The organism is Leucogemmata humicola (genome assembly GCF_055379415.1).
Window position 1 is genome coordinate 2,074,183 of record NZ_AP040875.1, and the last position, 23,178, is coordinate 2,097,360.

Below are 23,178 nucleotides of genomic sequence, written 5' to 3' on the forward strand. Positions count from 1 at the left end.
GCATCACTAAGGAGCGTTTATGCCGCGCACGCTACGTCTTTGGCTCGTCGCACTCCTCGCTGGATCGTCCGTCGCCGGAGCGCAGGCCGTGACAGTCGGCGCCCCCGTACGATTGGACGGAATGCAAATTGGCCGTCCGCAACCTGGTGGGCCAGAGCTTGGGTGGGGCCAGACGTTCCAAACGCCCGACGCGACAGACACGTTCCTCAACTCCTGGTCGTTCTGGCTGATTCCCGGCTTCGATCCGAATGTCTTCGCGTTCCAATTCCAGATTGCCGAATGGAATGGAACGAGTCTGAGCGGTCCACCGATCTTCTCGACGAGCGATCTCGATCCGTCATCGTCGGGCACTGAGAAAACGTTCGACGTCGGTGTGTATCTCGATCCGCTCAAGACCTACATCGCGTACATCAACCCCGATGTCGCCGGCGGTGGCAACGATTCGCGCGGCGTCTTTTTCTACAGCTGCACCGAGTGCGCGTTCGGATTTCCAAATCCGACCGACGCGTATACCGGTGGCGCATTGGTCGGACTCCAGTCGACCCTCGCGAGCGACGGTGTCACCTATCGCGACCTCTCTGACCATCCGTCGGCCACAGTCTTCGACAACATCGACTGGGACGGACCGGTCGGCGTTCCGAAGCATCTCGACGCGCAGTTCGAAGCGACGTTCACTCCAGCGCCGGAACCCAGCACGCTCGTCTTGCTCGCAACTGGCTTGTCTGCGCTCGGGATCTTCGGCGTGAAGCGTCGTCGCGCGCGTTAGCGCCGACGACTGCAACGATCGACTCGATCAGACACGCCGACGAAGCGAGGTCGGCGTGTCTGGTACTCTCTTGGTCCACTGGTTCGCCCTCGAGCACTGACCGAGACTGAACGCCCGCCGTGTCGCACGCTGTGTGGCTCACGGAGCCCAGCGTTGCGCCAGCCAGGCCTCTCTCGAGGAGATCCACATGGCAGAACGTCCGACTGACACGCTCAAGCGTGATGTCCTTCCAATCCCCGACATCACACCGATTTCCCTCACAACCTTCGACGCGAAGGACCCCGAGACAAAATTTCCGCCTATCGTTCCGCTCCGCCCGCCCGCCGGTGCGCCCAACGTGCTCGTCGTTCTGATCGACGACGTTGGCTTCGGCGCGTCGAGCGCGTTTGGTGGTCCGATCGCGACGCCGGTGTTCGAGTCGCTAGCGCAGGACGGTCTGAAGTACACGCGGTTCCACACCACCGCGCTCTGCTCTCCAACGCGAGCTGCGCTGCTGTCAGGCCGCAATCATCACACGGTCGGTATGGGTTCGATCACCGAGCTCGCGACGTCGGCGCCCGGACAGAACTCCATTCGCCCCAACACCTGTGCGCCGCTTGCCGAAGTTCTCAAGCTCAATGGCTACTGCACGGCGCAATTCGGGAAGTGCCACGAGGTACCCGTTTGGGAGACGAGTCCGCTCGGACCATTCGAACATTGGCCGAGCGGCGGCGGTGGATTCGAATACTTCTACGGTTTCATCGGCGGCGAGACGAATCAGTACTATCCCGCACTTTTCGAAGGCACGACGCCAGTCGAGCCACCGAAGACGCCGGAGCAGGGCTATCACCTCACCACCGATCTCACCGAACATGCGATCAAGTGGGTGCGGCAGCAGAAATCGCTCATGCCCGACAAACCCTTCTTCATGTACTTCGCTCCCGGCGCAACGCACGCACCGCATCACGTCCCGGCCGAGTGGTCAGATAAGTACAAGGGCAAGTTCGATCAGGGCTGGGACGCACTCCGCGAAGAGACCTTCGCGCGCCAAAAGAAACTCGGCGTCATTCCGAAGGAAGCTGATTTGACGGCGCGGAACGAAGGAATTCCCGCGTGGGACACGATCAAGCCCGACATGAAGCCAGTGCTCGCGCGCGAGATGGAGATCTACGCGGGCTTCCTCGAGCACACCGACCATCACGTCGGGCTACTCGTCGATACGCTCAAAGACCTCGACATTCTCGACGACACGCTGGTGTACGTCATCATTGGCGACAACGGTGCGTCGGCCGAAGGATCGCTGCAGGGAACGTTCAACGAGATGATCACGCTCGGAGGCTTTCCTCAACTAGAGACGCCAGAGTTTCTCAAAAAACGTCTCGACCTGTTCGGCGGGCCCGAAGCGTACAATCACTACGCCGTGGGCTGGGCGCACGCGATGGACACGCCGTACCAGTGGACGAAGCAGGTCGCTTCTCACTGGGGCGGGACACGAAACGGCACGATCGTTCACTGGCCCGGCGGCATCAAGGCAAAAGGTGAGACGAGATCACAGTTTCATCATGTCATCGACATCGCGCCCACAGTGCTCGAGGCTGCGAGTCTTCCGGCGCCCACATATGTGAACGGCGTGATGCAGAAGCCGCTCGAAGGCGTCAGCATGCTCTATTCCTTCGATGACGCCAAGGCCGACGAGCGCCACGAAACGCAGTACTTCGAGATGTTCGGCAATCGCGGCATCTATCACAAAGGGTGGACGGCGGTCACTAAGCATCGCACGCCGTGGGAAACCGGCGTCGTGAAGACCATTCCCTTCGACGACGACAACTGGGAGTTGTACGACACGACGAAAGACTGGACTCAAGCGCACGATCTGTCGAAGAAAGAGCCAGATCGACTTGCCGAGCTGCAGCGGCAATGGTTGATCGAGGCGTCGAAGTACAACGTGCTCCCTCTAGACGATCGAATGGTGGAGCGCGCCGATTCGGTGCGAGCCGGACGGCCGGAACTCGCGCACGGCAATCGTCAACTCTTGTTTGGCGGAATGGGCCGGCTCACCGAGAGTTCTCTGCTCAACCTTCACAACCGTTCGTACTTCATCACGGCGGACATCGTCGTTCCCAAAGAAGGAGCGGACGGTCCAATCATCGCCATGGGCGGAATCACTGGCGGATTCAGCCTGTACGCCAAAAAGGGTACGCTCAAGCACTGCTACAACTTCTTCGGCCTGAACGAATACGTCGTCGAGAGCAACACAAAAATTCCGGAGGGCCGCCATCAGGTCCGCATGGAGCTCAAGTACGACGGCGGAGGGATCGCGAAGGGTGGCAACGTCACGCTGTACATCGACGGAAAGCCCGTTGGTGACGGCCGTGTCGAGCAAACCGAACCTGGCCTCTTCTCGGCCGACGAGACGTGTGACATCGGCACGGACTACGGGTCGGCCGTGACCAAGGACTACGACACACGTGAGTTCACCGGCACGATCAACTGGGTTGAACTCGACCTTGGCGACGTTCCGCCGAACGACAGCCACATGCTCGAGGCAGAGCATCGTTTCCGCGTCGCGATGGGCACCCAATAAACAAGATTATCGAGCTCGGCCGGCAGCTGTTTAAGATTCTAAGATCGGGACCGATACTTCGGCCTGATGAACCTGTTTATCGCTCGCCGGCCGGTCTTCGATAGTCACGAGAAGATCTTCGCATACGACCTCGCCGTTCGCTCTCCCGTGGGTTCGACCGGGATGCATGAAGAAGTTCACCCGGAGCAGCTACTGGCCGAGGTGTTTCTAGAAACCGGCATTGATACCGTGACCGACGGTCAGGGCGTTCTGCTCACCGTCGGCCGGGACATGTTGATTTCCGGAACCCTGCCGCTCCTTCCCGCCGACCGCGTCATTCTTCAGATCCCCGCGGAAGCGGGTGCAGATTCGGAAGTGATTTCTGCGTGCCGCGATCTTGTCTCCGGCGGCTACCGTCTTGCGGTCCATGTCTCCGATGCGGACGAGACGGCGGCGATTCTCGAGTTCGCGCATCTGCTCAAGGTCGACATCATGGCGGTCGGCCCGATGCGACTCTCCGGTGTCGTCCAACGGCTGAACGAATACTCGGCGCGCTTGCTCGCGACCAACGTCCGTCACCGCGGCGAGCGCGATCGATGCGCAGAGTTGGGCTTCGATCTGTTCGAAGGCTTTCGCTTCTCGGCGCCAGAGTCGTACACCCGTCGCGATATCGGTATCGAACATCTCGTGACGTTTCGCGTGCTGAAGCTCGTTCGCGATCCGAACGCGAACGATCAAGAGATCGAAGAGCTGCTCAAGAGCGACGTTGGACTCTCGTACAAGTTGCTGCGCATGGTCAACTCCGCATCGAGCGGCGGTCGAGACATTTGGTCGATCGGGCATGCTTTGCGGCTGTTGGGCCGCGAGCAGGTCGGACGCTGGCTGAGTGTGTTGTTGGTGACCGACGGCGAGAGCGACGGTGTTCGCGGAGAGCTGATGCATCTGGCGCTGCTGCGCGCGCGCATGTGTGAGCGCCTCGCGGACATCACAGGACTCAAACAGGCGCGCGGATCGTTGTTCCTCATCGGAATGCTGTCTGTGCTCGATCAGCTGCTCGAGCTCCCGATGGCGGCGTTGTGCGACGCGATGGATTTAGCTCCCGATCTCCGGAATGCACTGCTGCAGCGCGCCGACTTTTTCGGCGCGGCGCTTCGACTCGTCGAGGCCTATGTGTCGGGCGATTGGCCGGAGGTCGAGGCAGTGGCTGGGCCGCTGGGGATCAAACCCGCGGCGTTGCAGCCGGTGTATCTCGAAGCGCTGGGATGGGCGACGTCACACCGTCGCGTCGAACAGACGTAAGAGCCGAACGGTCGAGCGCGCCGCGCGTGCGTGACTACGCGCTGACCTTCGGCAGGTGTCCTGTCTCGACGAAATGCTGTAGTAGCGCGATCCAGTCGCCGGAGAAGTCGTCTGTTCGAAGGACGACTTCGACGCGCGCCGCTGCTGCGCCTTCGAGCGATCCAATGATACGAACGGTGTCGTATCCCACGCTTTCGATCAGCTGAACGAGACCTCGGCGCGGTGCGTCGGAAGATCGCTGATTCGGTTGGGCGAACGAGAGTGTTCTGCGCTTCTGCGACTCCCCAGGGATCTTGGCGCTCGTAGCCATATTCGCATTCCCCTCATCGGAAAAGTCTGAACAGCCGCTCCATACAACTTGGTGGTTGAACACAGAATGCAAGAACGGCACCGCGCTCGACTACGACGGCTGGATTGTCGTGTCAATTTCGAGGCGACGAATGCCTGACAGGTCGAGGAAGGTCCGCCCTGGGGCAACGATGAGTCGCAGCAGAACGCCGGAGCAATCAGTGCATCGCAGTACCGTTCCCGCGGATTCGTAACAGCGGGCCGCGCCGAGCGGGTGCATCGCGCCGCATCCCGCGCAGGTGAAGCGCGCCATTGTCATTTCAGAAACAAAGATTTGCGATAGCAGGCCGGCTGCCGCATTTCCGTCGAGTACGAGTTCGCTCACGTCTTTCATCGTCAGCTCCTCACGTTCCGGATGGGCCGAAGCGTTCCGTCAGGATGTCGTTGGCAGGGTGGCCGAGTGCAACGAGAATGTTCGCAGTCGCCTCGACCATTGGCGTTGGTCCGCATACGTAGGCGATCGGTCTTTCGCCGACCGCGCCGAGCGCGTCCATGAGCATTTCTCGATCGATGCGGCGCCGATAGCCGCGCCAATCAGTTGGTTGAGCGCGCGTGAGTGTATACACAACGTGAAGCGTCGAATCTGAGGCGGCTAGGGCATCGAGTTCGTCACGGTAGATCAACTCATCGATGGATCTCGCCGAGAGCAGCAGTAAAGCGGGGGTGTTCTGATTCCCACTGCCGATGCTCGCACGATGGCGAAGCATGGACATCAGTGGCACCACGCCTGAGCCACCGGCAATGAGCGCCAGTGAACGCTCTGCCCGCGTATTCCAAACGAAGTACCCGCCGATTGGCCCACGCAGTTCGATCAGATCACCGGTCGCGAGGATGTCGGTGAGATAGGGCGACACCTCGCCGTCATCGAGTCGTTCGACCGTCAGTTCAACGTGTGCGCTCTCCGGCGCCGACGCGATGGAATAGCTTCGCTGCGCCTGATAGCCATCGGCTGCGGTTAGCCGGACGTCGACGTGTTGCCCCGCGCGATGTCCCGGCCATTCGGGGAGGTCGAGAACGATCGTGCGCACGCGCGGGGTCTCTTGCCGGACATCGACGACTCGCGCGGCTTGCCATCGGAGAGGTGCGGTGACTTGCGACAATGCTAATCCCCGGCGTATCGCTGTTCCCGCCACGGATCGCCACGATTATGGTATCCCGCTTCCTCCCAAAACCCTGGGCGATCGGCGACGCCAATGTCGATACCGCGGACCCACTTCGCACTTTTCCAGAAATAGAGATGCGGCACCAGCAGTCGCACCGGGCCTCCGTGTTCTGCCGGGAGCGGGCCGCCGTCGTAGGTGTCTACCACCCACGCCTTTCCGCCGGTGACGTCGGCGAGCGGCAGGTTGGTCGTGTATCCGCCGTCGGAGAACGCCAACACGAATGTCCCCTGCGGCTCGACATCGCGCAGCAGCGTGTCGACGGACACGCCAGCCCAAAGCGTGTCGAGCTTCGACCACTTTGTCACGCAGTGAATGTCGACGTGCACATCCTCGCGCGGCAGCGTACGAAACTCGTCCCAGGTCCAACGCCGTGTTTGCCCGACCGCGCCGCGGACTTCGAACGTCCACGTCGCAGTGGACACACGGGGGGTCGGCCCGGCCGACAGCACTGGAAAGTCACGCGTGACATATTGGCCGGGTGGAACGCGGTTCGGCGGCCCGCTGTCCCGGCGCCGGCCGACGAAGCCTCGCGAAATAATCGGTTCTGACACGACGTATCCCGTGGTGATGGTCAAGTGAAAGGTGACTCGCCCTTCCTTGGCGGCAATTCGCCAAACGGCGAATGAGCGGGCACTGGCACGGCAGGGGCCGGCGGGATAGTCTCGCTGCATGGCCGAGCCTGTCGAGCGTTCCTTCGGCTGATATTTTGGATGCGCACCCAGCGCTACTTCAGGGGTAGTACGATCGCGGCCCTGTCCGCAATTTTCAGAATCCACCTCACGCGCCTTTTGCCCCATGAATAAAGCGACTCGATCCGCATACACCGCCCGCCTGTCGCTCTCCGCGTTGGCTCTTTCGTTGGCGAGCCTCGCCGCTGGCTCTAGCGCTGGTGCACAGGCCGCCCCAGCAGCGCCGGCGTCTGCGTTCGCGGTCCTTCGCGGTACCGTTGGCGACAGCATTCACAACGCGCCACTCACCGAGGCCACGGTCGTGGTCGACGGAACGGGGCGGACCGGGCGTACCAAGGCGGACGGGACATTTCGCGTCGACAGCATTCCGCCTGGCTCGCATCGAGTTTCGATCATGCATCCGCTGCTCGATACGATCGGCGTACCCATGCGCAGCGGCGTGATCAGCTTCTCGGCAGGGCAAACTCAGGACATCGAGTTCGCGGTGCCGAGCGGCGACCGTCTCGCCGCATTGCTGTGCACGGCGGCGTGGCGTGAGCGCTTCGGACCCGCCGTTGTGATGGGCTTCGTCCGTGATCCAGATACGAACGGTCCCGCCGCCGGCGCAAAGGTCGAGGTCGTCTACACGGGCACTGACATCATCGGCCGCAAGATGCCGCCCAGCTCGCGGAGCGCAATCGTCGACTCCACTGGTCTGTATCACATCTGCGGACTTCCGGCAGACATGACCGGAAAGGTGCAGGTGTTCCGCAGCGGCATCTCCTCGGGCGAAGTGCCGATTTCCATTGAGCGCAACATCGCGGTACGCGCGTTCAGCGTTGCCGGTCAGCAGACAGTCGCGATGGTGAAGAACGACAGCGGTAAGGTCGTGCGTGTGGCCACTGGAACGGCGCGACTCACCGGAAAGATCACAGACAAGAACGGACGCCCACTCGAGAATGCGCGCGTGATGCTCCAGGGCGGAGCAACGATGGCGATCTCGAAGTCGAATGGTGAATTCATCCTCGACAGTCTGCCGTCGGGAACGCAGGCGCTCGTCGTGCGACGACTCGGCTATGGTGTCACGGAGCAGGCGGTCGAACTGTCGGCGAGCCAGCCCGCTCGTGCCGACGTGAAGTTGTCCGAGTACGTGGCGCTTCCGACGGTCGTCGTCGAAGCCGCACAGGAATCGGGGCTGGCCAAAATCGGATATCTCGATCGCAAGCAGACGGGCATGGGCCAGTTCATGGATGGCAAGACCATCAACCATGACGCCATGGCATTTTCTGACGTGCTGCGCATGGCGCGCGGGCTTCGCGTGAGTCCGGCCGGCGATGGACGCACGTACGTCGTCACCGACTCGCGGTCGACCGGCGGATGTCTGAATTACTATCTCGACGGCACGCCGTGGACGACGATGAATCCGGGCGACATCGACGACGTCGCGCATCCGAACGAGATCGTCGCGGTGGAGATCTACCACGGCGGTGAGACGCCGCCGCAGTTCACGAAGCCGGGCGAAAGCAGCTGCGCAGCGGTGGTCATCTGGACCGTGGCTCGCGTTCGCGACACCCCGAAGAAGAAGAAGTAAAACTCCGCGTCGCTTACCGCATGTTGCCCGTATGCCCGAGCGAATATCGCCCGGGCTGCGGCCACACGCAGAGTCCGTGAGGTTCGCGTCCCACGGGAATGCGATGGGTCAGTTGGCCTGATTGCGTGTCGATCACGTAGACCTCGCTGTCGTATCGACCAGAGACCCACAACTCGCGTCCGTCGGCCGTCACGTTCCCCATATCTGGGCTGCCGCCGCCGGGAATCGGCCACGTCGCGGTCACCGTGTTCGTTGCCGGATCGAGTACGGAAATCGAGCCCGGTCCACGCAGACCGCCGCGGATGATGCTCCAGCCACGGTTGGTGACGTAGAGCAGCCGCCCATCACGACTGGGATAGATGCCATGCGTGCCTACGCCGGTCTTTAGAAAACCGGTACGACGAAATGCATATGGGTCCATGGTCCATACGCCGCCCGCCATCATGTCGGCGACGTAGAACGTGCGACCGTCGGCCGAGGAGCGAATGTCCTGCGGCATCGACTCCTTTGCTGGCCGACCTGGATCGAGATCGAGGTACCCCAGCACGCGGTTGGCCGCGAGGTCGACCTTCACGACCTGTCCAGAAAACTCGCACGTCGCGATGGCGTAGCGACCGTCGGCCGTGAATTCCATGTGGTCGATGCCCTTGCACTCGTCTACGCGGAGCGATCGCACGAGTGCCATCGTTTCGGGATCTCGAAAGTCGAGTCGGCGTTCCGCTTCGGCGATGACGATCGCGAGTTTGCCGTCGGGCGTGTAGTACATGTTGTACGGATCGGCCACGCGAATCCGCTCGCCGGCGGTTCCGGTGGTCGGATCGATTGGCGTGACGGTGCCGGCCTTGTTGTTGAGCACCCAAAGCCGCCGCATGTCGAATGACGGGACGACGTGCTGAGGTACTGCGCCAGTTGGGAGCGTCTGAATGACCTGATACGTCGACGGGTCGATGACACTGACGCTCGCCGACAGCGAGTTCGGCACGTACACGAGCGGTTTGGCTCGCTTGGCCATTTCCGACAGGTCGCCCGCGCCGCTGTGTGCGTAGATGTTGGTGCCTGCCGCTGCAACGTCGCCGGAGGCTGCGCGCTCGCGGTCGCGCGCTTTGCCGCAGACGACCGTGCCGACAACGATCGTGAGGGCGACGAACCAGCTTCGCTGGGTAAGTCTGCCGACGACCCGGGATATCGATGTGTGCGGTCGCGGCGACGGCGAATCCATGTCATGGCCTCCGCCGCCAGAAAGGCAATCAGCACGCCCCGCGGCCCCGCGAAGACGGGCTCCGGCGGGGGAGTGGGAAGCTTTCTTTACCCGGGAAAATTTCCCTGTTCCCCGATGTCCGCGGCGAGGGGCACTCGGTTTTCGTCTCGTAAATAGATGTGAAATAACGAGTTACGAAACCAGACCGTTCGGCACCGCGATTGCTTTAGCTGGTGCCTGCAGCCGAGGGGCAACCCCGGCAGCGAAGGTGTAAGTCGGCTGGCGTGTGCTACGCCGGAAACAGTCCTTTAGCCCAACGGTGTTCCCCATGAAAATGATCCGATTCGCTCCAGTCGCTCTCGTCGCCGCGGCAGTTCTCGCGGCCTGCAACGGTGAAGTGAAGCAGCAGCTCGCCACCGTCCAGCACGTCGACTCTCTCCGCGTCGATTCACTCGGCAACATCCGTAAGGAGTTGCTCGAGGAAGTCATGACCTCGACGCAGTTCGTCAATCAGATCAACACCGAACTCGCCAAGGCGAAGGCGCTGTCGGCCACGACGCCCGCTCAGCTCGAGACCAACGCGGAAGTCTCGCAGGTCAACGAAGAGCGCAAGCGCGTGATGTCGAAGATCACGCACCTCGTTGCGCGTCTCGACTCGGTCCAGGGCCGCGTTGCTGGTCTCCGCACCCGCGTCGCCCAGATGTCGCAGAAGGATTCGGCGCTCGTCGCCCAGGTCGCTGCCTACGAAAAGACGATCTCGGATCTGCAGGCGTCGGCTGAGAAGCAGCGCGCTGAGTTCCAGGGCGTGATCGACAAGCAGACGACGCAGATTGCTTCGTTGAACAGCACGGTCGATACGCTGACGCACGTCAAGCTCGCGCTCACGGACACGGTTGGTCAGCTCACGACCGAGAAGAACACGGCGTACTACGTCGTCGGCACCAAGGATGAACTGATCAAGAAGGGCATCCTCGTCGAAGAAGGCCACAAGCGCTTCATCCTCGTCGGTGGCCGCAAGACCGAGCCGGCTCGTGACCTTGATCCGGCGGCGTTCACGAAGATCGATCGCCTGTCGAACCGCACGATCTCGCTGCCCGATGGCGAGTACGAAATTCTCTCGCGCCAGAACCCGACGTATGCACAGCCGCAGGCGCAGAAGGACGGCAAGATCGCGGGTGGCCTGACCATCGACCAGCCCGAGCGCTTCTGGGGACCGTCGCGCTTCCTGATCATCGTCCGCAGCTGATTGTCGAGTTGCAGTACAGCTCCAGCGTGACATCGGACGGGGCGTCGAGCGATCGACGCCCCGTCTGCTTTTTCTACTCTTCGAACCCCGCCGCGCCTTCAAGCGCAGAGCCTTTCCGCACAGATTACGGATCGATGGAATCCACGCCTTTCTCCGTGCTCGTCGTCGACGACGAAGACGCCCTTCGCGAGGTGCTCTCTCTGCGCATCGCGGACTGGGGCTTCGACGTCCGGACCGCCGCCGACGTTTCGGAGGGTGAAAAGGAACTCGATCGCCGCCGGCCCGACCTCGTGCTATGCGATGTCGTCATGCCCGGCGAATCGGGTCTCGAGCTCCTCAAGCGCATCAAGCGAAACGACGAACGGCTTCCCGTCGTGATGATGACGGCCCACGGTGACGTGGACGGCGCGGTCGACGCGATGAAAGCGGGCGCAGCAGACTTCCTGACGAAACCGCTCGACTATCTCGTGCTTCGCGCGTTGATCGAAACGCTTGCCGACGAGGCTCGGCAACGACAGCAGAGTCGGTCGCTCGATCGCCGGCTCTCGCGTCAGGACGGCGCAACTGGTCTCGTTGGACAGAGTCGATCGATGCGCGAGTTGGAACGCGTGATCGAAGTACTCGCGTCGAGTGACGCGTCGGCGATCATCACCGGTGAGAGCGGAACGGGCAAGGAGGTTGTTGCGCGAACCGTGCACGCACTGAGCGCGCGTCGCGATAAACCGTTCATCGCCGTGAACGCTGCCGCAATTCCCGAAGGGCTGATCGAAAGCGAAGTGTTCGGCCACGAGCAGGGCGCGTTCACCGGCGCAGCGAAAGCGCGTGCCGGTGTATTCGAACTTGCGAACGGCGGAACGTTGTTCCTCGACGAAATCGCCGAGATGCCGATCTCGCTGCAGCCCAAGCTGCTGCGAATTCTCGAAGACGGACGCGCGCGCCGCCTCGGTGGAAGCAAGGAACTGAGCTTCGACGTACGCGTGTTGGCGGCGACGAACCGCGACCCTGTCAAAGCGATTCGGGACGGCCAGCTGCGCGAGGATCTGTTCTATCGACTCAACGTGTTCGAGCTGAAGATGACGCCGCTGCGCGAGCGCGCGGACGACATCGGGCTTCTCGCTCAGCACTTTGTTCGTGAGTTCGACCGGAAGCATCACCTCGAGGTCGAGGGTGTTGGCGACGCCGCGCGCGAACTCCTCAGTGCGCATCCGTGGCCCGGAAACGTTCGCGAGCTCCGCAATGTCGTTGAGCGCGCTGTGATCGTCGCTCGCACGGGATGGATCGAGCCACGCCATTTGCCGCCATACCTTCAGACTCTCCGCGCCGGCGGCCAGTCTACGCTAACGCTTCCTGCCGGCACGACGCTGGCCGAAGCAGAAAAATTGCTCATCGTTCAAACCCTGGAGCGCGTGGGGAACAACAAGGCTGAAGCAGCACGCCAACTCGGGCTCGACGTCAAAACCATTCGCAACAAACTGCGCAGCTACGGACGCGACGAATGAGCGTCGCCACAAAACTGCGCGGCGCGTTCGCGCTCTATATCGCGCTTCTCACAGCGCTGCTCGTGTATCATGTGCGCACGATTCAGCACACCGTCGCCAGCGGGCACGCGCTCGCCGAGATCTCGGAGCGTCTGAGCGTCACGTCGACGGAACAGATCGGACGCATTTCGCAGATGAGCAGCGATGCCGAGAAGTATCTCGTCACGCACGATCACGGCTATCTCGAAAAGTTGCAGCAAACCGCGCGCGACTACGGCAATGAGCTGCGGCGGTTCGAGGCACAACCGCTCGATGCTGGCGAAAGACGGCAGCTCGCGCCTCTCACGGCCGATTGGCAGCAGGCGGAGGCGCTCACGGGCCTTCTCGCCGCCGGCGAAAGCGCGTTGAGTCCCGCAGCCCAATCCGTTCCTCGTCTCCAACAAGCACTCGATCGCGTCCGCGTCGGCACTCAGCAACTCGGCGAAGCATCGCAGGACGCCATGACGCGTGAGCTGAGCGCGTCGGAGCACGCTGGTGCCGACGCTGAGCGCGTGTCGTGGTTCGCGGCGATCGGTGCGCTCCTGCTCAGCATCGCGCTGTCGGCACTACTCGCGCGATCGATTCTCGAGCCGCTGTCTCGCCTCAAGCATGGCACGCGCGAGGTTGCCGCTGGACGCTTTGGTCATCGCCTGGATGCGAATGGGCAGGACGAGCTCGCGCAGGTCGCGCGCGATTTCAATTCCATGACCGAGCGTCTCGACGAACTCGATCGCATGAAACGCGATTTCGTTTCTAAAGTCTCGCACGATCTGAAGACGCCACTCTCCTCGATGCAGGAGACGAACGGTGTACTACTCGACGAACTCCCGGGACCGCTGACGCCGAAGCAACGCCGGTTGCTCGAGATTCAGCAGGAGAGCGCTCAACGTCTGGCGGCGATGCTGTCGAAGTTGCTCGACCTCTCGCGCATTGAAGCTGGCCTGGAGCCCGACTTCCAGATGCTCGATGTCGCGCAGCTCGTGCGCGGCTCGGTCGATCGAGTGTCGGCGGCGCGTTCCGAATCCGGAGTGTCGGTCGCGTTTGCCGAGCCCTCGTCGCGTCAGCTCGTGCGCGCCGACGCGGAGGGACTTGCTCAAGTGCTCGACAATCTGATTGAGAATGCGCTGAAGTTCTCGCCTGCGGAGGGTCAGGTGCGTGTAGACGTGGCCGACGTCGCCGCCGGAAGTGAGCGAGTTCCATCGGAGCAGTGGTCTGCCGTGCGCCAGCGCGGACTACACGACGGCGCGGTTCTCATCAGCGTCGTCGATCAGGGGCCAGGTGTGCCCGACGACGAAAAGACTCGAGTTTTCGATCGATTCTTCCAGGCACAAGCGGGCCGAGCGGTTCGTGGGCGCGGCGTCGGCCTCGGGCTGACGATCTGCCGCGAAATCGTGGGACAGCACGGCGGAGCCATCTGGGTTTCGGACAACTTGCCGCACGGCGCGGTGTTCAACGTATTGCTGCCAGGTGCGGTTCGAGTTGGCGGTGACGCCAGCGCGCCCGCCCTCGCCGGGGCCGGAGAACAGCCATCATGACGCGTCGTTCACGTTTTGCCGCGATGTTCTCGATCGTTGGTGTGCTCGCGGCCACTGGATGCGCCACGACACAAATTCGTCACAATATTTCGGATCAGCAGTGGAGCGCCGAAGCGCGCGACTTCGATGCCAATCCTGCGCTGATGAACGACGAGCGTGCCTTGTATCGCGCAGGCGTGCTCTTCGGTACGCCGGGCCGTCCGACGTACGATCCTGCCAAATCGCGCACGCTGCTTCTCGCGTTTCTCGAGCGCTTTCCGGGCTCGGATCGTCGCGACGATGCGACCGACCGTTTGGCGCTGCTCGACGACATCGTACGGGTGCGCCGCGAGGCTGCAACGCGTCAGCGTGACCTCGAAGCGAAGATCGATGTCACGACCGCCGAGACGCGAGTGTTACGCGAGAAACTGGATTCGGCTTCGCTGCAGGGTGATCAGATGCGGCGCAACGTGACACGTCTCGAATCTGATTTGCGAGAGCGAGAAGACCAGCTGCGAGCGCTCAGATTGGAGCTGCAACGATTGAAGGAAATCGACCTGAAACCGCGTCGCCCCTAAGCGAATGCTCAAACCGCGCGCGATTGCGCGGGAACATGTCTTGCGGCGCAGGTAGGTCGGCGCCGGTCACACCGCTTCACGTCCTCTTTCTCGGCGCCGCTGGAGCGTGGAATGGTTCAAGTGACGACAGCAGGTCGCCTTCTCGAAGCGCTCAATGGGATGTCACCAGCCGCACGCGACGCTGTCGCGGTCGCCGCTGGCTTGAGCCCGGAGCGAGCGGACGCAGCAATGATCGGCGCGCTGCGACTCTCCCTTTCCGAGCAATTACGACTATCCGAAGCCACGGTCGTGCACGCACCGAAGTTCACGCGTCACGCACTTCGGCTTCGCGGGCAGGTACTGGCCGCACGAAGCTTTGAGGCGCGCGAATTGGTCGACGCGCACTCGGAGACCCCGCCCCAACGCTGGGAGGTCTCGCCGCGGCTCCCGCGCTAGCGGCGAGGACGGATCGCCAGTGTGCACCGCGACACGCACACTGGCCGGTCCTGTTCGTCTACGATTCGAACATCCCACACGTGAGTGGTGCGACCAATGTGGATCGGCGTAGCCGTTGCGGTAACGACGCCGTCCGACTTTGCTCGCAGATGATTCGCATTGATCTCCAGCCCGACAGCCAGAAAGTCTTCGCGCTCGACGTTCGCGGTGGCGCCAAGTGACGCAACCGTCTCGGCGAGTGCCACGGATGCACCTCCGTGAAGAATTCCGAACGGCTGACGAGTTCGGTGGTCTACCTGCATCGTCGCGACGACTCGCTGCGGCGAGAGTTCGACGACATCGATGCCCAGTGCGTCTGCGAGCCCGCGGGACGCGATGGCGCGAAGATTGGCCAAGAGTGGAATTGGTTCGGCGTCTGGCATCCCAGTAATCTCGACAGATGAAGACCGCGGTGCCAAGGTGGGGGCCGGCACGACGTGCTGCCATCGTCGTTGGTATCGTCCTGGCTGCGACGATACTCACGATCCTCCTCGAATCACTGATTCGATTCGCCGGCTTCGTGTTCTTTTACGGCGCCGTGGTGGCATCGGCGGTGTACGCCGGCGTTGCCGGCGGAGTCGCAGCTACACTCATCGGTATCATCGTCGTCGAGCACGAACTGGTGCCGCCGCGCGGCGCGTTCCAACTGCGCGAGCCCGAAGGGTTCGTTGCGATCGTCGCGTTCGCCGCCGTCAGCATGCTCGTCACGGCATTGGCGCAGTCACTACGCGTGGCCCGACGCACAGCCGAGGCTCGCGCCGAAGAGATGGCAAAACAGGCGGCCGAGCTCGAGATGCAGCGGCGTGAAGCACAGGCATTGGCCGGCGAACTCGAAGAGTCGAACGTCGAACTCGAAGCCACGATCGACGATGCAAAGCGCGCTCGTGACACCGCACTGGCCAGCGAAGAACGTCTTCGACTCGTCGATCAAGCGAGCCGTGTGCTGACGTCGTCGCTCGATTACGAAACGACCGTTGCCGCGGTGGCGCGGCTCGCGGTGCCGGACTTCGCCGACTGGTGCGCCGTCGACTTAGTCGTCGACGGCGACATCAAGCGCCTCGCGGTTGCGCACGTTGATCCCGAAAAGGTCCGTTGGGCGCGCGAAGTGGTCGACGCAAAGTTCCGTCCCGCCGCCGATGCCGCGACCGGCGTCCCAGCGGTGATCCGAACGGCCAAGCCGGTGCTCGTTCCCGTCATCACCGATGAAATGCTTGCCGAGTCGGCGGAGAACGAGGAACACCTCTCGATGCTGCGTACAGTCGGCGTTCACTCCGTGATCATCGTACCCATCACCGCACGATCGAAGACGCTCGGAGCCCTCACGCTGATCAGCTCTCGCGCTACTCGCCACTTCGACGACTCTGATCTTGCCATTGCCCAGGACCTCGCACGCCGCGCTGGAGGGGCGATCGACAACGCCCGGCTGTATCGCGCCGCGCTGGCGGCGAACGAAGCAAAGGCAAACTTTCTGGCCACGATGAGCCACGAACTTCGCACGCCTCTCACCGCGATCATTGGCTACGAGGCACTGCTTGCCGAGGAGATCAGCGGACCGATCGTCGAACCGCAGCGACAGCAGTTGAGCCGGATCAAGGTGAGCGCAAATCACCTGCTCTCACTGATTGATCAGATTTTGCTCTTTACAAGAGTCGAAGCAGGACACGAGAAGCCGCAAATGGAGCGCGTGTCCGTAAGAGGCGTCGTGGACGACGCAGTCGCCTTTGTTCTGCCCGCGGCGGCGGATCGCGGCATCTCGGTTCGCACGGAGCCGATCGATCCGACGCTCCTGATGCGGACGGACCCGGGGAAGCTTCGTCAGATGCTGACGAACCTGCTGAACAACGCGGTGAAGTTCACCGCCCAGGGCGAGGTCGTGGTCCGAGCGGATCTGCGCGGCGACAAGGTCGTCTTCGAGGTTCAGGACACTGGCGCCGGCATCGCGCCCGAAGCGCTCGAACACATCTTCGAACCCTTCTGGCAGGTGCAGCAAACCACGACGCGCGAGAGCGGCGGAAGCGGTCTCGGTCTCACGGTGACACAGCGGCTTACGCGCCTACTTGGCGGAACGCTCACCGTAGAGAGCGCAGTCGGAAAGGGAAGCACCTTTCGAATCACGCTTCCGAAGGACCCGCCCGACGCTACTCCTCAAAGCCAATGACCTTGTTCAAACGCCGGCGATGTCGTGCTGCGTCGGAAAACTCGGCATGGAGAAAGGCACGAACCACTTCGATAGCCAACGCCGGCCCGATGACGCGTGCGCCGAGCGCGAGCACGTTCATCGCGTCGTCCTCCACGCCCTGACGCGCCGAGAACGTGTCGTGGCAGAGCGCCGAACGGATGCCGGCAAACTTGTTGGCCGCGACGGAAATGCCCACACCGCTGCCGCAGAGCAGCACGCCACGCTCCGCCTTTCCGTCGAGGATCGTTCGCGCCACCAGCTCGGCGAAATCCGGATAATCGTCGTCCGGTGACATCACGAAGGCACCGCAATCGATGACGACGTGGCCCGCATCCCGAATCAAGTCGACGACCACTGCCTTGAGTGCAAATCCCGCATGGTCGCTGCCGATCGCGATGTTCATTTGCTGGCCGTTGCTGGCGTCATGACGTGGGCGTACACGATTCTGGAGATGTCTGCGATCAACGGCCGCGCGACCTTGTCGTCGGGAATTCCGCGCGTAAGCACGACGAGGACGTAGGGCTTTCTGCCTGGAGGATACACCACCGCAGCGTCATGAAGTACGCCGGTGATCCAGCCCGTTTTGTGGGCGACCTTCGTGCCCGGAGGAAGTCCCGCCGGGATTTCGGTGTTGAATTCCTGCCGCAGCAGCACCTCTCGCATGACGTCGCAGCTCGATTGCGACGCGACGGTGCCACGCTCGATTCCTTCGAGCAGAACCGCCAGGTCGCGCGCCGTCGTGGTGTTGTTCAGGCCCGCCCGAAAGGCCTTGTTGTCCTCCACGCCACGAAGGACTTGGATGTTGCGCGCGCCGAGCCCGTGAGCGGTAGCATTCACCCGGTCGGCGCGCACCAACTCAATCAGGGCGTTGGTGGCCAGGTTGCTCGACCGAGTGATCATCCGGTCGATCAGCTCGCGCACCGGCACGCGACTCCCGACACGTCCGTATGCCGAGCTATCAGAGTCGTCCGACGCGTCGAGGGAATAGGGCGATCCGTCCACGATCGACCCGAACTGGTTGACGAGTAGGATTCCCTGATCGAGCGACAGGCCACGGCTGTCCACTCGTCGCATCAGCTCGATCAATACGGGTACCTTCATCGTGCTCGCAGCGTGAAAGCTGTCGTCGGCGTTGATGAAGAGACTGTCGCCGGTTTGCAGATCATGAAACGCAATCCCGACAACCGCGTCCTTCACCTGCGCGACCCGACGTGCGATCTGGATGGACGTGGAATCGGCGGCCGTCACGGGCGTACGGGGGTGCCCGGCAGGCGCAAACGGGTAGGCCAGGGCGAGGCTCAGGAGCAATAGGGGTCGGATCATGGCGGCGAATATGGAAACGCGTGACGCACGTTACAAGCTCTTTGCTGTTGCGTTCCCCATAATTCGCTCGTGTAGCAGCGGGTGCGAAGTAGCTCCTGATTCAAGCTTCGACAGAGGCTCTCATGTCCCTTTTTCTAAAGCAGCAGCGCAATCCAAGCGCCCCGGTGGTTATCCCGCTCAATCCGCGCCGCGAACGGCTCAAGTTCTCCGATTTCAGCTTCACCCGCACGCAGTCGGGCCAATGCTCGGCCGAGGTGACGCTGGAGTGGGACGGCACCATGTACGTAGGCCGCTCGATCGGCCAATCCAGCCCCCTTGGGGATTTTCGTGTTGCGTCTGAGGCGACCCTCAGGGCTCTGGAAGACTTCGCCAAAGAGGAAATGCACTTCGAACTGCTGGGCGTGCGACACGTCCGGGCGTTCGACGCCAACCTCCTCATCGTCTCAGTGTCGTTGCGAGAGGACTCGCAGCTGACGCGCCTGGTGGGCTGCTACCTCGCGGAAACGGATACACGCCGAGGCGCGGCGATGGCCGTTCTGAACGCTACGAATCGTGTGCTCGGCAACTACATTGCGACTCGGTAACGAGAACGCAGGTGTGCCGAGGTGAACGACGTGGCGCGCTGACACAGCGCGCCACTTTTCATTTTTACCCGTTCGTGCCGTTCGCTCGTCTACTAACGCAGCGTCGTCCCAGGAAGGGCGCCGCGCGGGTGTTCTTGGTCAGTTACTCCGACAGATTGTCCCCGTGAAAAAACTCTCACTTGCCGCAGGTGCCGCCCTTTTGGCCGCGTGTTCTCGCGGGCCGAGTCCGTCGACCAACCCGACGCCGGCAGCCCGTGCCTCAGAGCCGCCCGCCGCGCCGCGCGTGGGTACGCAGCAGGCGCAGCCACTGACGTCGCCCCCGCCGGCGATTCGTGAGGCGTCGGACTCGGGGCGAGTGAATCCATCGGATGTGAGTCGCCGCGCGGTCGAAATGTTCGGCGATTCGGCGAGTGCCCTCGCGGTGGCTGATTCCGGGCCCTCATGGGATATCGACGTCCATTCGTATGAGTCCACGGCTCGGGTCGAGCACTACGTCCGCCTCTTCACCGGCCCGGCCAAAGAGCACATCGAAACGCGCCTCGAGCGCGGAACGCGCTACGAACCGATGATTCGCGCCAAGATGCGCGAGGGCGGGCTGCCCGAGGACATGTATTATCTCGCCCTCGTCGAGAGTGGCTTTGATCCAAATGCGTATTCGCGAGCCGCCGCGGTGGGCATGTGGCAGTTCATGACGTCGACCGCTCGCGACATGGGACTGCGTGTCGACTGGTGGGTCGACGAGCGCCGCGATCCGGTGAAGTCCACGACGGCTGCCGTTCGGTTCATCAAAGGACTCAAGGAACAGTTTGGGTCATTGTACCTCGCCGCGGCCGCGTACAACGGTGGTCCTGGACGCGTAGCTCGCGGTCTGACTCGCTATGCCGACGCCCTGGAGGGAACGAGCGGCGACGATCTCTTCTTCGCGCTCGCTGAGAAGGACTATCTGCGAAACGAGACCCGGGAATACGTGCCGCAGTTGATCGCGGCGGCCCTCATTGCGAAGGAGCCGGAACGCTACGGCATGTCGATCGCGGTGCGAACGCCGTTCACCTACGACTCGGTGCGCGTTGGACCGGCGACGCCAATGGCTGCAGTGGCGCATGCTGCGGCGACGCAACTTTCCGATCTGATGGATCTCAATCCGCAGGTGCTCCGCGGAATTACGCCACCGGTGGATTCGTCGTTTGTCCGTGTCCCCATGGGCGCTGCCGACAGCTTTGCCGTCGCGTTCGCGAACCTTCCGAAGAGCGAGCGACTCGGGACCCGCACCATGGCCTCGAAGAAGGGCGAGAGCTTCACGACAATCGCTCGTCGCGAGGGAATCGGGGCGCGTCAGCTGGCGCTCTATAACCCGACGCTGAAGGTCCTCAAGAGCGGCAACCTGGCGCCGGGACAGAACGTGCTGGTGCCCACGGCCGCCGTCGCATCCGCCGCCGTCGCGGTCCCGGATCCGAGTCTCGAGCGGTACGGCACGAGCTCCAAGTCCACGGCCATGCACGTTGTGAAGTCGGGCGAGACGCTGAGTGGCATCGCCAAGAAATACCACACGACGACGGCCGTTCTGATGCGCCGGAACGGGATGCGTCGGGCGATCATCTTCCCGGGTCAATCGCTGGTCGTATCGGCGAGCGCTCCGAGTGCCTCGAAGGCCTCGAAGGCCCCGAAGGCCAAGGCGACGACGTCCTCGTCGAAGGTGCTTCTGACCAAGCCAGCACCGGTGAAGGCGACGTCGACGAAAGCCGCGACCACGAAGAAGAGCGTACGAAAGAACTCGTGATCTGAGCTCGGCCCCAAAGGAAAAACGGCTCGCGTTCAATTGAACGCGAGCCGTTTTCTTATCGTGATTGGGCGCTAGTGGAGCAGGCCCTTTCCCTTGTAATCCTGCATGACGAATCGATCGTAGCCGTTGCCTGGATTCACACCGGCGCGGACATCGCGCCACACGGCGTCTTCGCCGCGATTATAGGCAAGCAGGGCAAGTCTGACGTCGCCGTGATACTGGTCCAGGAGGTTGCGGAGATAGCGGAAGCCGATCCGAAGGTTCGTCTTCCCGTCAAACAGGTTGTCTCGCGTAACGCCCTTTTCCCACTGCTTCGCCGTGCCCGGCATCAACTGCGTAAGGCCAATCGCACCGACCTTACTGATCGCGTGCTCATTGAATTCGCTTTCACCGTGAACAAGGCGGAACGCCAGATCGGGGTCGATTCCTTCCCGGAGTGAGGCATCCAACACGTTCGTCGACATTCCTGCAGGAATTCTGTACTTGATCGAGTACTGAATGATCTTGTCGGCGCGCTCGAACTGGGCGCGCACCAGACTCAGCTCACCCTTGGTCGTCGCGAGCTCCGTACGAAGTCCCCGGGTTTCTCCATAGGAGAAGTACGTGTGGTTCCCGGACACTACGGGCTCGGCTTCCGCCGGAGTGGTCTTGCGGCTCGCTAGGACGAGAACCGTCAAAGCGATCGAACCGGACGCGAAGAGCGCCTGTTTCAGCTGACTTCGCCACCGTGCCGCGTCACCCCTGTGGACGTACGTCCCACGTAGGTTTCGCATAAGTTTCTATTTGGCAACGGGTTAACTAAACAACACCCTATACTGCTCACACACGTTATGGTGTTCGGCCCGGTCGATCAACTCTTGAAAAATCGCCGCGGACCCCACCCGATTTCGATGCCAACGATATATCGGAGATCTCCATCCGTTTATCGACGGCCTTCGCCATGTCATACACCGTTAGGAGCGCGACGGACACGGCGGTCAGCGCTTCCATCTCCACTCCAGTACGCCCGGTAGTGGTGACAGTCGCCTCTGCCTCGATACCGGGTAACGCAGGATTCGGGCTCAGCACCACTTGGACGTCGGTCAGGAGCAGGGAGTGGCAGAGGGGAATCAGGTCGGCCGTTCGCTTGGCTGCCATCACGCCGGCAATGCGCGCAACGCCCAACACGTCGCCCTTCTTGATCTCCGCGTTCACGATTGCCGACAGCGTCTCCTGCTCCATCCGGATGACGCCAGTCGCACGGGCCACGCGCCGAGTCTCGGCCTTGTCCGACACGTCGACCATTCTTGCCTCACCCGAGTCGCCGACGTGCGTGAGTTTGTCCGTCATGACATGCGCGTGGCGATTCGTTGGAGAAGAGATGCGGCGACCAACTGCGGATTCACGTTGCCGTACGCCAGCTCCTTGGCTTCCTCGACGACGTCCACCGCGCGAGCTGCGCCGCTAGCCTGACGTTCGTTTCCGCGTTGAGCGGCAGCGCGAGCGCGCTCATTCAAAAGAACAGTGAGAGCGTCGAGCATGTCGCTGAACTTGCCGCGCGCCCCGAAGCCACCCTGACTCAGCGCCACGCGTAGGCGCGTTCCGCGGTCCGGCGCATCCACCGCTTCGAGCATCCGTCGTGCTTGGGCAAGGGCTGTTTCCCACGCTTCGCGTCCGACCAGACGTCCGGGCGCGCCAGCGGCGAGTTGAATCAGATCGTCGGCGCGTGGCCCCGTCGGGACGTCGAGCCGGTTCGCGACGGTGGAGTCGGCGAGGAAGGCACGCATCTCGTCGGTCGACAGTGGCGCAACGCGCACCGACACGACGCGCGACCGAATCGTGGGCAGCAACGCACCCGGCTCGCTCGACGTGAGCATGATCGTGGTGTCGGCCGGCGGTTCCTCGAGCAGTTTGAGGAAGGCGTTGGCTGCTTGGTCCGAGCCTTCCTGCGACACCATTCGGTCGGCGTCGCCGACGATGAAGACCTTCCGCTTACCCATTGCCGGCGACATGACCGCGGTCTGAACGAGCGCGTGGATGGTCGAGATGAAGATGCCCTCTTCGCCCCCGGGGGCTTCGTACAAGCCACCGCTCGCCATCCGCTCCGCGGTGGCTTCGGCCATGTCTTCGCGGACGTCATCGGCGTCGGTGTTCGACGCGTCCTTGGGTCGCGGGCGAGGGAAGAACCAGTGGAGGTCCGGGTGCTGGGCCTCCAATGACATGCGGCACGACTGGCACTTTCCGCAGGGAGCTTCGTCGCGTCGCTCACAGAGCAGGAAGCGCGCGAGCCACAGAGCTAGTTGCTGCTTACCGATTCCGCGTGGCCCTTGGAAGAGCAGGCTCCCGGGAAGTGAACCCTGTGTGGCGGCGTCGCGCAGTCGCTGTTGCAGTCCAGCGTGGCCGAAGAGGGGAAGGAGAGGCACCGCAAA

At 62.5% G+C, this 23,178-nt stretch carries 23 protein-coding genes; 12 read left to right on the forward strand and 11 right to left on the reverse strand.

What is annotated here, in order from left to right; all coding sequences use genetic code 11:
• The first annotated feature begins 19 nt into the window (after window positions 1–19).
• The 3 genes from AC6H4Z_RS08550 to AC6H4Z_RS08560 all read left to right on the forward strand — a co-directional run bounded on the left by AC6H4Z_RS08550 (window position 20) and on the right by AC6H4Z_RS08560 (window position 4,607).
• Window positions 20–766: a PEP-CTERM sorting domain-containing protein gene (locus tag AC6H4Z_RS08550; RefSeq protein ID WP_497546333.1), complete on the forward strand. Its 747-nt coding sequence runs from the start codon at window positions 20–22 to the stop codon at window positions 764–766.
• 187 nt (window positions 767–953) lie between these two features.
• Window positions 954–3,329 (forward strand): arylsulfatase, encoded by a 2,376-nt coding sequence (locus tag AC6H4Z_RS08555; protein WP_497546334.1) that lies wholly within the window; start codon window positions 954–956, stop codon window positions 3,327–3,329.
• A 66-nt stretch (window positions 3,330–3,395) separates the two neighbouring features.
• Window positions 3,396–4,607 (forward strand): EAL and HDOD domain-containing protein, encoded by a 1,212-nt coding sequence (locus AC6H4Z_RS08560; protein WP_497546335.1) that lies wholly within the window; start codon window positions 3,396–3,398, stop codon window positions 4,605–4,607.
• A gap of 34 nt (window positions 4,608–4,641) precedes the next feature.
• On the opposite strand, the gene AC6H4Z_RS08565 is transcribed toward AC6H4Z_RS08560, so the two are convergent.
• The 4 genes from AC6H4Z_RS08565 to AC6H4Z_RS08580 form a co-directional block, all read right to left on the reverse strand.
• Window positions 4,642–4,917, reverse strand: coding sequence for a hypothetical protein (locus AC6H4Z_RS08565; protein WP_497546336.1), 276 nt, complete (start codon window positions 4,915–4,917; stop codon window positions 4,642–4,644).
• 90 nt (window positions 4,918–5,007) lie between these two features.
• On the reverse strand, window positions 5,008–5,289 hold the full coding sequence (locus tag AC6H4Z_RS08570) for a DUF6510 family protein (protein WP_497546337.1): 282 nt from the start codon (window positions 5,287–5,289) through the stop codon (window positions 5,008–5,010).
• Between the two features lie 10 nt (window positions 5,290–5,299).
• A complete protein-coding gene (locus AC6H4Z_RS08575) occupies window positions 5,300–6,088 on the reverse strand; it encodes a ferredoxin reductase (RefSeq protein ID WP_497546338.1) in 789 nt (262 codons plus the stop codon).
• Window positions 6,058–6,669, reverse strand: coding sequence for a sulfite oxidase-like oxidoreductase (locus AC6H4Z_RS08580; RefSeq protein ID WP_497546339.1), 612 nt, complete (start codon window positions 6,667–6,669; stop codon window positions 6,058–6,060). The genes AC6H4Z_RS08575 and AC6H4Z_RS08580 overlap by 31 nt, the downstream gene beginning before the upstream one ends.
• A gap of 244 nt (window positions 6,670–6,913) precedes the next feature.
• On the opposite strand from AC6H4Z_RS08580, the gene AC6H4Z_RS08585 reads away from it, so the two are divergent.
• Window positions 6,914–8,377: a carboxypeptidase-like regulatory domain-containing protein gene (locus tag AC6H4Z_RS08585; protein WP_497546340.1), complete on the forward strand. Its 1,464-nt coding sequence runs from the start codon at window positions 6,914–6,916 to the stop codon at window positions 8,375–8,377.
• 13 nt (window positions 8,378–8,390) lie between these two features.
• Here the strand turns inward: AC6H4Z_RS08585 and AC6H4Z_RS08590 are convergent, their stop codons facing one another.
• On the reverse strand, window positions 8,391–9,596 hold the full coding sequence (locus AC6H4Z_RS08590; protein ID WP_497546341.1) for a YncE family protein: 1,206 nt from the start codon (window positions 9,594–9,596) through the stop codon (window positions 8,391–8,393).
• A 307-nt stretch (window positions 9,597–9,903) separates the two neighbouring features.
• On the opposite strand from AC6H4Z_RS08590, the gene AC6H4Z_RS08595 reads away from it, so the two are divergent.
• From AC6H4Z_RS08595 to AC6H4Z_RS08615, 5 genes are all read left to right on the forward strand, one after another.
• The gene (locus AC6H4Z_RS08595) at window positions 9,904–10,821 is read left to right on the forward strand and encodes a Cbp1 family collagen-binding glycoprotein adhesin (protein ID WP_497546342.1); all 918 of its coding nucleotides are present in this window, start codon (window positions 9,904–9,906) and stop codon (window positions 10,819–10,821) included.
• Window positions 10,822–10,955: 134 nt separating this feature from the next.
• Window positions 10,956–12,320 (forward strand): sigma-54-dependent transcriptional regulator, encoded by a 1,365-nt coding sequence (locus AC6H4Z_RS08600; protein ID WP_497546343.1) that lies wholly within the window; start codon window positions 10,956–10,958, stop codon window positions 12,318–12,320.
• Window positions 12,317–13,873, forward strand: a complete 1,557-nt coding sequence (locus AC6H4Z_RS08605; protein WP_497546344.1) for a HAMP domain-containing sensor histidine kinase — start codon at window positions 12,317–12,319, stop codon at window positions 13,871–13,873. The genes AC6H4Z_RS08600 and AC6H4Z_RS08605 overlap by 4 nt, the downstream gene beginning before the upstream one ends.
• A complete protein-coding gene (locus AC6H4Z_RS08610; RefSeq protein WP_497546345.1) occupies window positions 13,870–14,430 on the forward strand; it encodes a hypothetical protein in 561 nt (186 codons plus the stop codon). The genes AC6H4Z_RS08605 and AC6H4Z_RS08610 overlap by 4 nt, the downstream gene beginning before the upstream one ends.
• Before the next feature lie 120 nt (window positions 14,431–14,550).
• A complete protein-coding gene (locus AC6H4Z_RS08615) occupies window positions 14,551–14,865 on the forward strand; it encodes a hypothetical protein (RefSeq protein ID WP_497546346.1) in 315 nt (104 codons plus the stop codon).
• Here the strand turns inward: AC6H4Z_RS08615 and AC6H4Z_RS08620 are convergent.
• On the reverse strand, window positions 14,862–15,287 hold the full coding sequence (locus AC6H4Z_RS08620) for a hotdog fold thioesterase (RefSeq protein ID WP_497546347.1): 426 nt from the start codon (window positions 15,285–15,287) through the stop codon (window positions 14,862–14,864). The two genes, AC6H4Z_RS08615 and AC6H4Z_RS08620, sit on opposite strands and share 4 nt — an antisense overlap.
• Window positions 15,288–15,304: 17 nt before the next feature.
• On the opposite strand from AC6H4Z_RS08620, the gene AC6H4Z_RS08625 reads away from it, so the two are divergent.
• Window positions 15,305–17,062, forward strand: coding sequence for a sensor histidine kinase (locus tag AC6H4Z_RS08625; RefSeq protein WP_497546348.1), 1,758 nt, complete (start codon window positions 15,305–15,307; stop codon window positions 17,060–17,062).
• Here the strand turns inward: AC6H4Z_RS08625 and rpiB are convergent.
• Together rpiB and AC6H4Z_RS08635 are read right to left on the reverse strand one after the other, a co-directional pair.
• Window positions 17,043–17,486 (reverse strand): ribose 5-phosphate isomerase B, encoded by a 444-nt coding sequence (gene rpiB / locus AC6H4Z_RS08630; RefSeq protein ID WP_497546349.1) that lies wholly within the window; start codon window positions 17,484–17,486, stop codon window positions 17,043–17,045. The genes AC6H4Z_RS08625 and rpiB overlap by 20 nt on opposite strands.
• The gene (locus AC6H4Z_RS08635) at window positions 17,483–18,406 is read right to left on the reverse strand and encodes a serine hydrolase (protein WP_497546350.1); all 924 of its coding nucleotides are present in this window, start codon (window positions 18,404–18,406) and stop codon (window positions 17,483–17,485) included. The genes rpiB and AC6H4Z_RS08635 overlap by 4 nt, the downstream gene beginning before the upstream one ends.
• Before the next feature lie 122 nt (window positions 18,407–18,528).
• On the opposite strand from AC6H4Z_RS08635, the gene AC6H4Z_RS08640 reads away from it, so the two are divergent.
• Both AC6H4Z_RS08640 and AC6H4Z_RS08645 read left to right on the forward strand, forming a co-directional pair.
• On the forward strand, window positions 18,529–18,990 hold the full coding sequence (locus AC6H4Z_RS08640) for a hypothetical protein (protein ID WP_497546351.1): 462 nt from the start codon (window positions 18,529–18,531) through the stop codon (window positions 18,988–18,990).
• Window positions 18,991–19,153: 163 nt separating this feature from the next.
• Window positions 19,154–20,767, forward strand: a complete 1,614-nt coding sequence (locus AC6H4Z_RS08645; protein WP_497546352.1) for a lytic transglycosylase domain-containing protein — start codon at window positions 19,154–19,156, stop codon at window positions 20,765–20,767.
• Between the two features lie 74 nt (window positions 20,768–20,841).
• Here AC6H4Z_RS08645 and AC6H4Z_RS08650 read toward each other — a convergent pair whose 3' ends face one another.
• The 3 genes from AC6H4Z_RS08650 to AC6H4Z_RS08660 form a co-directional block, all read right to left on the reverse strand.
• The gene (locus tag AC6H4Z_RS08650) at window positions 20,842–21,390 is read right to left on the reverse strand and encodes a lytic transglycosylase domain-containing protein (protein ID WP_497546353.1); all 549 of its coding nucleotides are present in this window, start codon (window positions 21,388–21,390) and stop codon (window positions 20,842–20,844) included.
• Window positions 21,391–21,598: 208 nt separating this feature from the next.
• Window positions 21,599–22,099 (reverse strand): cyclic pyranopterin monophosphate synthase MoaC, encoded by a 501-nt coding sequence (gene moaC, locus AC6H4Z_RS08655; RefSeq protein WP_497546354.1) that lies wholly within the window; start codon window positions 22,097–22,099, stop codon window positions 21,599–21,601.
• A complete protein-coding gene (locus AC6H4Z_RS08660) occupies window positions 22,096–23,172 on the reverse strand; it encodes a DNA polymerase III subunit (RefSeq protein WP_497546355.1) in 1,077 nt (358 codons plus the stop codon). Before AC6H4Z_RS08660 ends, moaC begins: the two co-directional genes overlap by 4 nt.
• Window positions 23,173–23,178: the final 6 nt, after the last annotated feature.